This window comes from Halopseudomonas sp. 4NH20-0008 (assembly GCF_057548395.1).
In genome coordinates this window covers 84,593-97,623 of record NZ_BAAJMD010000001.1, presented here as the reverse complement: position 1 = coordinate 97,623, position 13,031 = coordinate 84,593, and the positions used below count along the sequence as shown (strand labels likewise).

The window sequence follows — 13,031 nt, the reverse complement described above, 5'->3', positions numbered from 1 at the left end:
AAGCTCCTTGGTGTTGAAGCTTATTCTCGCTGGCCTTGAATCAGGTAGAATGCAGCCATTCAACTGACTCTATGCATCTGGATCGAATATGCGCGACAAGGTAACCAACGCCCGACGTTGGGTGGTCAAGATTGGCAGTGCCCTGCTAACCGGCGATGGTCGCGGCTTGGACAAAGCCGCTATGGCGATTTGGGTTGAGCAAATGGTCGGGCTGCGCAAGGCTGGTGCCGAGCTGGTGCTGGTGTCGTCGGGTGCGGTTGCAGCCGGCATGAGTCGGCTTGGCTGGACCGAGCGCCCGAAAACCATCCATGAGTTGCAGGCCGCCGCTGCGATTGGCCAGATGGGGCTGGTACAGGCCTGGGAGTCGAGCTTTCAGCAGCATGGGTTGGCCACCGCGCAGGTGCTGTTGACTCATGATGATCTGTCAGACCGCAAGCGTTATCTGAATGCTCGCAGTACGCTTCGGGCCTTGCTGGATCTGGGCGTGATCCCGGTGATCAATGAAAACGACACTGTGGTGACCGACGAGATCCGTTTTGGCGACAATGACACTCTGGGCGCCCTGGTCACCAATCTGGTTGAGGCTGACCTGCTGGTTATTCTTACCGACAAGGATGGGTTGTATACGGCTGACCCGGGCAAGGATGTGGATGCCGAGCTGATCAAGCAGGCCATGGCCGATGATGCCAGCCTGGATGCCATGGCCGGCGGTAGTGCCGGTGCGCTGGGTCGCGGCGGCATGCTTACCAAGCTGCGTGCGGCGCGCCTGGCTGCGCGATCGGGTGCAGGGACTGTGATTGTCGGCGGGCGTATCGAGCGCGTCATAGAGCGGCTGCAGGCTGGGGAAGAGCTGGGTACCCTGCTGTTGCCGGAGAAAGGCATGTTGGCGGCACGCAAGCAGTGGTTGGCCGGGCACCTGCAAACCCGTGGCCGGTTGATGATCGATGAGGGTGCCGTACGTGCCCTCACCTCGGGTCGTCGTAGCCTGTTGCCGGTGGGTGTGACAGCGCTTGAGGGTAACTTCCGGCGAGGCGAGATGGTGATCTGTATCGGTCCGGATGGGCGTGAGGTAGCGCGCGGCCTGGTCAACTACAGCGCCCAGGATGCCGAGAAAATTCTTGGTCAGCCGACCGAGTCCATTGCCCGTATTCTGGGTTATATCGACGAGCCGGAAATGTTGCACCGGGATAATCTGGTTTTGGTCTGATAGCGGGCTCTTTTTAGGCTGTCTTGGACTTTCGTCGTTTCCGGTCTTTGTAGGAGCGCGCTTGAGCGCGATAGCAGACCAAATTGCCGATGTGAGGATTAGAGGTCGGCCTTCTTCGCGGTCAAGCCCGCTCCTACAGACTTAACCAAGGCCCGGGTTTTGTAGGAGCGCGCTTGAGCGCGAAAGCAACTCAGCGAATTACAGGGCGCAGCTTTGCGATAATTCGGGCATAAAAAAACCGGCCAAGGCCGGTTTTTTATCGACAGCAACACAATCAGGCGGCGGTAGCCAGATCCTTGATGTGTGCGTTCAGGCGGCTCTTGTGACGAGCGGCCTTGTTCTTGTCGATGATGCCCTTGTCAGCCATGCGGTCGATAACCGGAACGGCAGCTGTGTAAGCAGCTTGAGCTTTTTCCAGGTCCTTGGCGTCCAGCGCCTTGACCACGTTCTTGATATAGGTACGAACCATGGAACGCAGGCTGGCATTGTGATTGCGGCGCTTCTCGGCCTGCTTGGCGCGTTTCTTGGCTTGAGGTGAGTTGGCCACCGTCGTGCTCCTCAGAAAAAATCGTGATGAAAATAAGGTACAAATAAGGCCGCGTACTATGCCGCCGGGCCAGGCTAATGTCAAGCGCTGTGCCGGGATGGCTGTGTATTGCGGTACGGCGCGCAGTGTATCACGGCTATAAGCCTGTTTGCGTTCATTGCGTTGCGCATTGGCAGGCATTTCACTCGCCACGTGCTGGGCGTCGGCGCTATCATCGGGGTTTTCCAACAAGAGCCAGGTATGACTGCTATTCCAACACCACCGGCGGATGAGCCTAAGGCACCGACACTGCTGCGTTCCGGCCTGGTGGTCAGCGTCATGACTCTGCTGTCACGGGTGCTGGGTCTGGCGCGTGATGTCGTGGTGGCCAGCTATTTTGGCTCCAAGTCTGAGGCTGACGCGTTCTTTATTGCCTTCAAGATTCCCAACTTTCTGCGTCGCCTGTTTGCCGAGGGCGCGTTTGCCCAGGCTTTTGTCCCTGTGCTGTCGGAATATCGCACCCGGCGCAGTCTGGCCGAGGTCAAGGAGCTGGTAGACAGGGTGACCGGCAGTCTTGGTATCGTATTGGTTGCCATCACTGCGGTGGGTGTGGCGGGCGCACCGCTGATCATTACGCTCTTTGCCCCGGGTTTTCATGGTGATGAGGCCAAGCTGTCGCTGGCTACCGACATGCTGCGCATTACCTTCCCCTATCTGCTGCTGATCTCCCTGACCGCCCTGTGCGGCTCGATCCTCAATAGTTATGGCCGTTTTGCCGTGCCGGCTTTTACGCCAGTGCTGCTCAACCTGAGTATGATTGGCGCCACCGTGCTGATGACGCCGTATTTTGATCAGCCGATCATGGCGTTGGCCTGGGGTGTGTTTATTGCGGGTCTGGTGCAGTTACTCTTCCAGTTACCCTTTTTGGCGCAGATCAAGCTGCTACCGACTCCGCGGCCGGATCGCAAGCATGAGGGCGTCAAGCGCATCATGACGCTGATGATTCCGGCGTTGTTCGGCGTGTCTGTCAGTCAGATCAACCTGTTGCTGGATACGGTGCTGGCCTCCTTCCTTGAAACCGGCAGTATTTCCTGGCTGTACTACGCCGACCGCTTGTCTGAATTGCCGCTGGGGGCCTTTGGTATTGCCATCGGCACGGTCATCCTGCCGGCCCTGTCGCGGCAACATGCCAGCGAAGATCCCAAAGCCTTCTCGGCCACACTGGACTGGGCCATACGCATGGTCATGCTGGTAGGTGTGCCGGCGGCCCTGGCATTGTTGCTACTGGCCGAGCCACTGATTGCAACGCTGTTCCACTACGGGGCGATGACCGAGCGTGACGTCAGTCAGGCAGCGGCGGCCCTGCGTGCCTATTCTGTCGGGGTCATGATCTTCATGCTGATCAAAGTGCTGGCGCCCGGCTACTTTGCCCGCCAGGACACGAAAACGCCGGTCAAGATTGCGATCATCTGCATGGTCGTGAATATGGTGCTCAATCTGATTCTGATCTGGCCGCTGGCGCACGTCGGTCTGGCTCTGGCCACCTCCATCGCCGCTGTGCTGAATGCCGCTTTGCTCTGGTGGGGGTTAAGAAAAATCGGTGTCTATCAGGCCCAGCCCGGTTGGTTGATGTTCGGGTTCAGGCTGGTCGCCGCCTGTGCCGCCATGGCGCTGGTTATTCTGTGGCTGGTGCCGAGTGTGGATCAGTGGTTTGCCTGGGGCTGGCAGAACAAGGTCTGGGAGATGACCCTGTTGGTAGTCGCTGGCATGGCTGTCTTTGTTGCCACGCTGGTGGTCACCGGCATGCGTCTCCGGCATTTACGTCAGGGCTGATGCAGGACACGGGTGGTTGAAGTCTTTCGCGGTCAAGGCCTTGCCGGCCGCCCCGGTCCTACGGGTCTAAGCTGCGAGCGAATGACTTGGTAGGAGCGGGCTTGACCGCGAAGGGTTTGATTTTTCAGGCCAGGACCAAACGCCACTTCGGCAAGAGTGAGCGGTGGCGACGCGCTGCCTTGGCATGACGCATGTGCGGCTATACCTGTATACTTGCCCGTCTCGACCCCTGAGCCAAACAACGAGCATTATGGAACTGGTCCGCGGTATACAGAACCTGCGTCCCCGGCATTGGGGCTGTGTGGCAACTATTGGTAATTTCGACGGCGTGCATGCTGGGCATCAGGCCATTCTCAAACGCCTGCGGGCCCATTCTGCGCGCATGGGTCTGCCTGGTTGCGTGGTGATTTTTGAGCCGCAACCGCGTGAGTACTTTGCCCCGGCCGCTGCCCCGCCACGCCTGACCCGTTTGCGTGACAAGCTGGCCCTGCTGGAAGCCCAGGGCGTTGACCGGGTGTTATGTCTGGCCTTCAACCGGCGCTTGCGTGAATTGAGTGCGGAAGCTTTTGTGCAGCAGGTGCTGATCGACGGTTTGGGCGTCAAACACCTTGAAGTGGGTGACGACTTCCGTTTTGGCTGTGACCGTTCCGGTGATTTTGCCTTTTTGCAGGGCAGTGGTGCGCGCCATGGCTTCAGCGTCGAGGCGGCCAATACCGTGGCCGAAAATGGTGAACGGATAAGCAGTACCCGCGTGCGCCAAGTGCTGACCGAAGGCGATTTCGTGCTGGCGGAGCGTCTGCTGGGGCGTGCTTTCAGTATCAGCGGCAGAGTCTTGCATGGGCAGAAACTCGGGCGACAACTGGGTGCGCCGACGGCCAATATTCAGCTCAAGCGCCTGCACGCGCCCCTGCGTGGTGTCTATCGCGTCAGCGTTGAACTGGACGGGGTTGTGCTCAAGGGGGTGGCCAATATCGGCTCGCGCCCAACCGTTGAGGGTGACGGCCAGGCCCATCTGGAGGTGCACCTGCTGGATTTCAGCGGTGATCTCTATGGCCGTCGTTTGACTGTGGTGTTCCATGAAAAACTGCGTGATGAACAAAAGTTTGATTCGCTGGATGCCTTGAAGGCGGCCATCAAGGCCGATTTTGCAGCCGCCCGGGCCCAATGGGGCCTTTGACAGAACAAGTGAGCCTGACCAGATGACTGATTACAAATCGACGTTGAACCTGCCGGAAACCGACTTCCCGATGAAAGCCGGGTTGCCGACCCGCGAGCCGGAAACCCTGAAGCGCCTGCAGAGCATCAATCTGTACCAGAAAATCCGTGAGGTCAGCAAAGGCCGGCCAAGCTTCGTGCTGCACGACGGCCCGCCCTACGCCAATGGTGATATCCATATAGGCCATGCGGTCAACAAGATCATCAAGGACATGATCGTGCGCTCGCGCACCCTGTCCGGTTTTGACGCGCCCTACGTGCCGGGTTGGGATTGTCACGGTCTGCCGATCGAACACAAGATCGAAGTGACCCACGGCAAGCACCTGGAGCCGACCAAGACCCGCGAACTGAGCCGCGCTTATGCCCTCAAGCAGGTCGAAGGGCAGAAGGCAGACTTTATCCGCCTGGGCGTGCTCGGTGACTGGGATAATCCCTATCGCACCATGGACTATGTCAACGAGGCCGGCGAAATCCGCGCCCTCGGCAAAATGGTTGAAAAGGGCTTTGTATTCAAGGGTCTGAAACCGGTGAACTGGTGCTTTGATTGCGGCTCGGCGCTGGCTGAGGCCGAGGTCGAGTACGCCGACAAGCAGTCGCCGACCATTGATGTGGGCTTCCCTTGCGCTGAACCGGAAAAACTGGCTGCGGCCTTTGATCTGGACGCCCTGAGCAAGCCGGCGCAGATGGTGATCTGGACCACCACGCCCTGGACCATTCCGGCCAACCAGGCGCTGAATATCCATCCCGAATTCAACTATGCCCTGGTCGATGCCGGTGATCGCCTGCTGGTCCTGGCTGAGGAGTTGGTTGAAAGCTGCCTGGCGCGTTACGGCCGTAGCGGCGAGATCATCGCCCGGACAACCGGTGATCGCCTGGAGCTGATCAACTTCCGTCACCCTTTCTATGATCGCTTGTCCCCCGTGTATCTGGCCGACTACGTCGAACTGGGTGCCGGTACCGGTATTGTGCATTCGGCCCCGGCCTATGGCGTGGACGACTTCCATACCTGCAAGCGTTACGGCATGCACAACGATGACATCCTCAATCCGGTGCAAGGCAACGGGGTGTATATCGATGCACTGCTGTTCTTTGGTGGTCAGTTCATCTGGAAAGCCAATCCCAATGTGGTTGCCAAGCTCGATGAAGTGGGCTGTCTTCTGGCCAACGAGCAGGTCAGTCACAGCTATATGCACTGCTGGCGGCACAAGACCCCGGTGATCTATCGTGCCACTGCGCAGTGGTTTGTTGGCATGGATACGCCGCCGCACGAGGGCGAGACCCTGCGTGAACGCGCTCTCAAGGCGATTGAAGAGACCGACTTTGTTCCGGCCTGGGGCAAGCAGCGACTGCACGGCATGATTGCCGGCCGGCCTGACTGGTGTATCTCCCGTCAGCGCAACTGGGGTGTGCCGATTCCGTTTTTTCTGCACAAGCAGACCGGCGAGCTGCATCCGCGCACCGTTGAACTGATCGAGGCGGTCGCCCAGCGTGTTGAGCAGGGCGGTATCGAAGCCTGGTTCTCGATGGAGGCGGCCGAGCTGCTCGGTGACGAGGCTGCCCAGTACGACAAGATCAGCGATACCCTGGACGTCTGGTTTGACTCCGGCACCACTCATTGGCATGTGATGCGCGGTTCGCACCCCATGGGCCATGAGCAGGGTCCGCGTGCCGATCTCTATCTGGAAGGCTCGGACCAGCACCGCGGCTGGTTCCACTCGTCACTGCTGACCGGCGCCGCAATTGACGGGCATGCGCCCTACAAGGGTCTGCTGACCCACGGCTTCGTGGTCGATGAGAACGGCCGCAAGATGTCCAAGTCGCTGGGTAACGTGGTCGCGCCGCAGCAGGTCAACGACAGCCTGGGTGCCGATATCCTGCGCTTGTGGGTCTCGTCCACCGACTATGCTGGCGAGATGGCGGTATCGACCCAGATTCTGCAGCGCAGTGCCGATGCCTATCGCCGCATCCGAAATACCGCACGCTTCCTGCTATCCAATCTGAACGGCTTTGACCCGGCTCAGCATCTGCTGGCTCCCGAGCAGATGCTTGATCTGGACCGCTGGGCAGTGGACCGCGCACTGCTGCTGCAGCAGGAGATTATCGAAGCCTACGACACCTACAAGTTCTGGAACGTCTACCAGAAGGTACACAACTTCTGTGTGCAGGAACTCGGCGGCTTCTACCTGGATATCATCAAGGACCGTCAGTACACCACTGGTGCCGACAGCACCGCCCGGCGTTCCTGTCAGACCGCCATGTATCACATTGCCGAGGCCCTCACCCGTTGGGTCGCGCCGATCCTGGCCTTTACCGCAGAAGAGCTGTGGCAGTTCCTGCCGGGTGAGCGCAGTGAGTCTGTGATGCTCAGTACCTGGTATCAGGGTCTCAGCGCGCTGCCGGACAATACTGCCTTTGGTCGCACCTACTGGGACCAGATCATGGCGGTCAAGGTCGCGGTTAACCGTGAGCTGGAAAATCAGCGCAATGCCAAGGTGATTGGCGGCAGCCTGCAGGCCGAGCTGACCTTGCATGCGGATGAGAAGTTGGGTGCCATGCTGGCGCAACTGGGTGACGAATTACGTTTTGTATTGATTACCTCGCAGGCTGGTCTTGCTCCCCTTGAGTCTGCCGATGCAGACTGCGTTCAGAGTGAGATACCAGGTTTGAAACTGAAGATCGTCAAGTCAACTCAGGCCAAATGCAGTCGCTGCTGGCACTTCCGGGCCGATGTGGGCAGTCATCCCGATCACCCGGACATCTGTGGCCGCTGCGTCGACAATATTCAGGGTCCAGGCGAGGTGCGCAAGCATGCTTGATCTGCGTCAAGGCAGCTTGCGCTGGTTGTGGATCACAGTAGCGGTCATCGCCGCAGATCTGCTCAGCAAGTGGTTCGCTGAAAGCAGCCTGACCCTGTACCAGCAGGTGCCGGTCATTGATGGCCTGTTCAGCTTTACTCTGGCCTACAACCCCGGCGCCGCTTTCAGCTTTCTGGCCGGTGCCGGTGGCTGGCAGCGCTGGTTTTTTATTGGCGTAGCGGTGGTTGTCAGCGTCGTATTGCTGGTCTGGCTGGCCCGTCTGCCACGCAGTGCGCGGCTTGAGCCCATTGCGCTTGCGCTGATTCTGGGCGGCGCAATCGGCAATGTGTACGACCGTATTGTGCATGGCCATGTAGTGGATTTTATCCTAGTGCACTGGCAGCAGAGCTGGTTCTTTCCTGCCTTCAATATCGCTGATAGCGCCATCTCCGTTGGCGCGGTTTTGTTGATACTGGATATGTTTCTGGGTAGCAAGAACAAGGCGGCTGCTGGCTGACACCCTTCGCGGTCAGGCGGCCGCTCCCACCAGGTTTGCAGCTCAATCCTTGTGGGAGCGGCGGCCTCGCCGCGATGGGGTTTGGTTCCCCTGGGAAGGTTAACCAGAGCGACGTTGATCATGCTGGCACACCCAGCCGTGACATGCTCCATACCATTGTAGGAGCGGGCTTGACCGCGATAGTCGTTAAAATGGCGTCCCACGCCACACCCTGATTTCGATCGAAAACGAGAGCGACCATGTCTGACATCCGCATCAACCATGACACGCAAGTGACTCTGCATTTCACCCTCAAGTTGCCAAATGGCGATGTCGTTGACAGTACCCTGGGTAAGTCACCGGCCACCTTCAAAATCGGCGATGGCAGCTTGCTGCCCGGCTTCGAACAAAGCCTGTTTGGTCTCAAGTCCGGCGATCAGCGCAGCTTCGAGATTGAGCCCGAGCGCGGCTTTGGCCCGGGGAATCCGCAGAATATCCAGAGCGTGGCGCGTGACAACTTCAATGAAATGGAGCTGGAGCCGGGTCTGCTAGTGATTTTTCAGGATGCTGCAGGGGGAGAGATGCCCGGGGTGGTCAAGCAGATCAACGAGAAAACCGTGGATGTGGACTTCAATCACCCGCTGGCGGGCAAGACCATTACCTTTGATGTCGAGATTATTGAGGTCAAGGCGGCCTGAGTCTGACCCCATACGCTGTAGGAGCGCGCTTGAGCGCGAAAGGGCAATGTGCAGGCTCGTTCGGATTAAATAGCTTCGCGGTCAAGACCTCGCCAGCCGCCCCGGTCCCTCAGGGCCGTGCACGCTCAGATTCTTGTAGGAGTCCGCTTGAGTGCGAAAGCCTTTGGTTCTCCCCAATGCAGCCGACCGAATATTCATGGATAATGCCAATCAACGTCATATCTCAACTCTTTGAGGCTCTCCATGCAGATCCAACTGGCTAACCCGCGTGGCTTTTGCGCCGGTGTCGACCGCGCCATCGAGATCGTCAATCGCGCCCTTGAGGTGTTCGGTCCGCCAATCTATGTGCGGCATGAAGTGGTGCACAACAAATTTGTGGTCGAGGATCTGCGCAGCCGCGGAGCGGTCTTTGTCGAGGAACTGGACCAGGTGCCGGATGATGTGATTGTCATTTTCAGCGCCCATGGAGTGTCCCAGGCGGTGCGCCAGGAAGCCGATACGCGCGGTCTCAAGGTCTTTGATGCGACCTGTCCGCTGGTGACCAAAGTTCATATGGAAGTGGCGCGTTACAGTCGTGATGGCCTGGAGTGCATCCTGATTGGTCATGCCGGCCACCCTGAGGTCGAAGGCACCATGGGTCAGTATGATTCCAGCAGAGGCGGTGCTATCTATCTGGTTGAAGATGAAGCGGATGTCGCCCGTTTGCAGATCAACAATCCTGCGCGTCTGGCCTTTGTCACCCAGACCACCCTGTCGATGGACGATACCGCACGGGTTATCGATGCGCTCAGGGCGCGTTTCCCGGCCATCGACGGGCCGCGCAAGGATGATATCTGCTATGCCACACAAAACCGCCAGGATGCAGTCAAGCAGCTGGCCAGCGGCTGCGATCTGGTGCTGGTGGTAGGTAGTCCCAACAGCTCCAACTCCAACCGCCTGCGCGAGCTGTCAGAGCGCATGGGTACGCCAGCCTATCTGATAGACGGTGCTGATGAGATTGATCCTGCCTGGCTTGAGGGTGTCAGTCATATAGGCATTACCGCCGGTGCCTCCGCACCCGATATTCTGGTACGACAGGTGATAGAGCGGTTGCATGGCATGGGCGCAACCGGTGCCGAAGAGTTGGCTGGGCAGCCTGAGAATATTGTGTTCAGCATGCCCAAGGAATTGCGCGTGGTAAATTTGGATTAGGGCAGTTCCTGGTGGGGGTGGCGAATTTCAGCTCGACGCAAGGGCTATCGCGTTCAAGGCCTAGCCGGCCGCCCCGGTCCTACAAGGCTTTGCACGCTCGGGCTTTTGTAGGAGCGCGCTTGAGCGCGAAAGCGGAGTTCAGTGGCTGCTGTGGGATTGCAGATCAAAACCCTTCGCGGTCAAGCCCGCTCCTACTGGGTCATGCATACCGTGGTTTTTTGTAGGAGCGCGCTTGAGCGCGAAAGCGGAGGTCAGTGACTGCTGTGTGTTTTCAGGTTAACCCCTTTCGCGGTCAAGGCCTGGCCGGCCGCCCCGGTCCTACTTATTAGGCTTTCGGCCACAGGCCGCTGATCCCGGCAATGCCCTGGGCCCCAATGGCGAAGGCTTTCTCCAGCATGCTGTTATCCATTCCACCCAGTAAATACACCGGATAGTTCACCTGAGCGATCAGCTCAGCAGCGGCTTCCCAGCCCAGCGGTCGCGCGTCCGGATGACTGCCAGTGGGTAGCACCGGTGACAGGGTTGCGAAGTCCACCCCGATTTCACCGGCCATCTGCAGTTCTTCGGCTGAGTGACAAGATGCCGCTAGTAGGCCGTACCAGTCTGCCGTTTGAGAAGCTAAAGCCTGAGCGGGGGTTCCTGGGAGGGCCGAGTTCCATCTCGGCCAAGTAGTTGGCTGGTTGGTGCGCTGGTCGAGGTGGAACTCGACCTTCCCAGGCTGAGGGTCGGTTGGTGTTTGCTTTCGCCACCCGGTCGCGTGCAGTTGCCAGAGTTGCTTGGAGGTCAAGTGCCAGCCCTGGCCCAGTTGTGGTGGTTGGTCACCCTTGAGTATCCAGGTGGCCTTGTCAGCATGCTTAGATAGTACAGCCGCCGCCAAGGCATGATATTGCTCAAACCCAAGGCTGGGCTGGCGCAGCTGGATCATGGCGTTGGCGCGTGGCGCAAGATATCTCAGGTCGGAGCCCAGCGTCGCGGGGTCGATGCCGTCCGGGGTAATCAAATAACGCTCCGGCAATTGCACCGCCTGCACAATAGGGCGGTTGGCATCGGGGAAGTCATATTCGGACAGTTGTTCAGCGGTGACCCAGCGAATGGGTTGGCCCTCAGCCCCATGGGCTTCGCCAGTGAAATTCTCTACCAGCCAGACATCCAGGCGGATTGATTTATCCGTGTAGTCATGGCGGATATCAATCAATGGCCGAGCCAAGGTCACCTGAATCCCCAGCTCCTCCTGCAACTCGCGGACCAGGCCAGCCAGGCGCGCTTCTCCGGATTCCAGCTTGCCGCCGGGAAACTCCCATAATCCGCCCTGATGGGCGTTGTCAGCGCGCCGGGCAATCAGAATTCGTCCGTCCACTCGGCGGATCACCGCAGCCATTACATGCAGGCGTTTCACCAGGGTTACTGGGGTGGCAGGTCGTCGGAGAAAATGTCCTGCTCGAGTTCCTCGCCGGGAATGGCGTGCTCCTCGGAGGCCCAGGCGCCCAGGTCAATCAGACGGCAGCGCGGTGAGCAGAAGGGTCGGTCAGGTGATTCGTCATTCCAGCTGACCGGAGCCTTGCAGGTGGGGCATTCAACACTCAGGGTCATACGGTAACTCCCTTGGTCAAGGCAAGATAGCGTTGGTGCAGGGCGTCTACCTGCTGATGCAGGGCGGCCAGATCACGGTCATTGCTGATCACATCGTGGGCATGGCGCAGGCGCTCATCGCGCGATGCTTGGGCCTGCATGATGGCGCGAACCTGTGCCTCGGGCACCTGATCGCGCTGGCTGGTGCGCAGCAGTTGCAAAGCTTCAGGCACATCCACTACAAGAATGCGTTGGGTCATCTGGTGCTGACCTGACTCCACCAGTAGCGGCGATACCAGCAGGCTATAGGCTGAGGTTGCACTATTCAGATCGCGGACGATTTCATCACGGATCAGCGGATGCAGCAGGGCTTCCAGCCAGCGGCGTTGTTCGGCATCGGCGAATACCTGCTCACGCAGGGCGGCCCTATCCAGTTCGCCATTGGGCTGCAACACGGCAGCGCCAAAGCGGTCAACGATATGCTGCAGAGCGGGCTGGCCCGGTTCAACCACAACCCGGGCCTTGATGTCGGCATCCACAATATGGATGCCATGGGCGTCAGCGAAGCGGCGGGCAGCAGCGCTTTTGCCGCAGCCTATGCCGCCGGTCAAACCAATAATCATGGATCAGAATCCGGCAAATTTCAGATAGGTGCCGGTGATTGTCTCACCCCAGATCAAGGCAATCCAGCCGGCAATCGCCAGATAGGGCCCGAAGGGGATAGGGGTGGCGTTATCCTTGCCGCGGCTCTTGAGAATAATGAGGCCGAGTATGGCGCCGACCAATGAAGACAGCAGTATGGTCAGCGGCAATATCTGCCAGCCACCCCAGGCGCCGAGCATGGCCAGCAGCTTGAAGTCACCATAGCCCATGCCTTCCTTGCCGGTGATCAGCTTGAACAGCCAATAGACCGACCACAGACTCAGGTAACCGGCAACAGCACCCCAGAGTGCGCTGTTCAAGTCGGTAAAGAGCCCGGTGCTGTTGACTATCAGCCCGAGCCAGAGCAGCGGTAGCACCAGTATATCCGGCAGCAGCTGGGTGTCGGCATCGATCATGCTCAGGCTGATCAGGCCCCAGGTCAGCAACAGCATGGCGCCAGCGGCCCAGCCAAAGCCAAAGTGCCAGGCCACCAGCATCGAGAGTCCGGCAGTCAACAGCTCGATCAGCGGGTAGCGTGAACTGATGCGCTCGCGACAATGACCGCAGCGGCCCTTGAGCAGCAGATAACTGATCACCGGCAGGTTCTGCCAGGGTTTGATTTCGGTTTGGCAATGTGGGCAGTGCGAGTGGGGCAGAATCAGGTTGTAGGTAGGCTGTTCTGGCGCGGGTTGGTCAGGGGTCAGGAACTCATGGCATTGCTGGCGCCAGTCGCGCTCGAGCATGCGTGGCAGGCGATGAATAACAACATTCAAAAAGCTGCCGATGATCAAGCCCAGCAGTCCTGCCAGCAAAATAAAGGCCAGCGCTTGGCTGGCCAGATACTCAAGGATTGGCATGA

The 13,031-nt window shown here is 59.0% G+C and carries 12 protein-coding genes; 7 read left to right on the top strand and 5 right to left on the bottom strand.

From position 1 onward, the window contains the following. The first annotated feature begins 88 nt into the window (after positions 1 to 88). Entirely contained in the window at positions 89 to 1,207 is a 1,119-nt protein-coding gene (proB, locus tag AC27HQ_RS00385; protein ID WP_487153840.1) for a glutamate 5-kinase, read from the top strand. Between the two features lie 274 nt (positions 1,208 to 1,481). On the opposite strand, the gene rpsT is transcribed toward proB, so the two are convergent. After that, the gene (gene rpsT, locus AC27HQ_RS00380) at positions 1,482 to 1,754 is read right to left on the bottom strand and encodes a 30S ribosomal protein S20 (protein WP_487153839.1); all 273 of its coding nucleotides are present in this window, start codon (positions 1,752 to 1,754) and stop codon (positions 1,482 to 1,484) included. A 240-nt stretch (positions 1,755 to 1,994) separates the two neighbouring features. On the opposite strand from rpsT, the gene murJ reads away from it, so the two are divergent. The 6 genes from murJ (at position 1,995) to ispH (ending at position 9,961) form a co-directional block, all read left to right on the top strand. Continuing rightward, positions 1,995 to 3,566: a murein biosynthesis integral membrane protein MurJ gene (gene murJ, locus AC27HQ_RS00375; protein ID WP_487153838.1), complete on the top strand. Its 1,572-nt coding sequence runs from the start codon at positions 1,995 to 1,997 to the stop codon at positions 3,564 to 3,566. A 250-nt stretch (positions 3,567 to 3,816) separates the two neighbouring features. Further along, positions 3,817 to 4,743 (top strand): bifunctional riboflavin kinase/FAD synthetase, encoded by a 927-nt coding sequence (gene ribF / locus AC27HQ_RS00370; protein ID WP_487153837.1) that lies wholly within the window; start codon positions 3,817 to 3,819, stop codon positions 4,741 to 4,743. A 22-nt stretch (positions 4,744 to 4,765) separates the two neighbouring features. Continuing rightward, a complete protein-coding gene (gene ileS, locus AC27HQ_RS00365) occupies positions 4,766 to 7,597 on the top strand; it encodes an isoleucine--tRNA ligase (protein ID WP_487153836.1) in 2,832 nt (943 codons plus the stop codon). Further along, complete coding sequence (lspA, locus tag AC27HQ_RS00360; RefSeq protein ID WP_487153835.1) at positions 7,590 to 8,093, top strand: signal peptidase II; 504 nt, start codon at positions 7,590 to 7,592, stop codon at positions 8,091 to 8,093. The genes ileS and lspA overlap by 8 nt, the downstream gene beginning before the upstream one ends. Before the next feature lie 239 nt (positions 8,094 to 8,332). Next, positions 8,333 to 8,770, top strand: coding sequence for an FKBP-type peptidyl-prolyl cis-trans isomerase (gene fkpB, locus AC27HQ_RS00355; protein ID WP_487153834.1), 438 nt, complete (start codon positions 8,333 to 8,335; stop codon positions 8,768 to 8,770). Between the two features lie 243 nt (positions 8,771 to 9,013). Then, positions 9,014 to 9,961, top strand: a complete 948-nt coding sequence (gene ispH / locus AC27HQ_RS00350) for a 4-hydroxy-3-methylbut-2-enyl diphosphate reductase (protein ID WP_487153833.1) — start codon at positions 9,014 to 9,016, stop codon at positions 9,959 to 9,961. A gap of 325 nt (positions 9,962 to 10,286) precedes the next feature. Here ispH and mutT read toward each other — a convergent pair whose 3' ends face one another. The 4 genes from mutT to AC27HQ_RS00330 are packed head-to-tail and all read right to left on the bottom strand — an operon-like array spanning position 10,287 to position 13,029. Next, the gene (gene mutT / locus AC27HQ_RS00345; RefSeq protein WP_487153832.1) at positions 10,287 to 11,357 is read right to left on the bottom strand and encodes an 8-oxo-dGTP diphosphatase MutT; all 1,071 of its coding nucleotides are present in this window, start codon (positions 11,355 to 11,357) and stop codon (positions 10,287 to 10,289) included. Positions 11,358 to 11,362: 5 nt separating this feature from the next. Continuing rightward, positions 11,363 to 11,551 (bottom strand): DNA gyrase inhibitor YacG, encoded by a 189-nt coding sequence (gene yacG, locus AC27HQ_RS00340; RefSeq protein ID WP_487153831.1) that lies wholly within the window; start codon positions 11,549 to 11,551, stop codon positions 11,363 to 11,365. After that, positions 11,548 to 12,153 carry a dephospho-CoA kinase gene (gene coaE, locus AC27HQ_RS00335; RefSeq protein WP_487153830.1) on the bottom strand — a complete coding sequence of 202 codons (606 nt, stop codon included), beginning with the start codon at positions 12,151 to 12,153 and terminating at the stop codon, positions 11,548 to 11,550. The genes yacG and coaE overlap by 4 nt, the downstream gene beginning before the upstream one ends. 3 nt (positions 12,154 to 12,156) lie before the next feature. Next, positions 12,157 to 13,029 (bottom strand): prepilin peptidase, encoded by an 873-nt coding sequence (locus AC27HQ_RS00330; protein ID WP_487153829.1) that lies wholly within the window; start codon positions 13,027 to 13,029, stop codon positions 12,157 to 12,159. Positions 13,030 to 13,031 lie beyond the last annotated feature (2 nt).

Coding starts and splice junctions, on each gene's coding strand:
- proB (WP_487153840.1), top strand. CDS start 89: ATGCGCGACAAGGTAACCAACGCCCGACGTTGGGTGGTCAAGATTGGC.
- murJ (WP_487153838.1), top strand. CDS start 1,995: ATGACTGCTATTCCAACACCACCGGCGGATGAGCCTAAGGCACCGACA.
- ribF (WP_487153837.1), top strand. CDS start 3,817: ATGGAACTGGTCCGCGGTATACAGAACCTGCGTCCCCGGCATTGGGGC.
- ileS (WP_487153836.1), top strand. CDS start 4,766: ATGACTGATTACAAATCGACGTTGAACCTGCCGGAAACCGACTTCCCG.
- lspA (WP_487153835.1), top strand. CDS start 7,590: ATGCTTGATCTGCGTCAAGGCAGCTTGCGCTGGTTGTGGATCACAGTA.
- fkpB (WP_487153834.1), top strand. CDS start 8,333: ATGTCTGACATCCGCATCAACCATGACACGCAAGTGACTCTGCATTTC.
- ispH (WP_487153833.1), top strand. CDS start 9,014: ATGCAGATCCAACTGGCTAACCCGCGTGGCTTTTGCGCCGGTGTCGAC.
- yacG (WP_487153831.1), bottom strand. CDS start 11,551: ATGACCCTGAGTGTTGAATGCCCCACCTGCAAGGCTCCGGTCAGCTGG.
- coaE (WP_487153830.1), bottom strand. CDS start 12,153: ATGATTATTGGTTTGACCGGCGGCATAGGCTGCGGCAAAAGCGCTGCT.
- AC27HQ_RS00330 (WP_487153829.1), bottom strand. CDS start 13,029: ATGCCAATCCTTGAGTATCTGGCCAGCCAAGCGCTGGCCTTTATTTTG.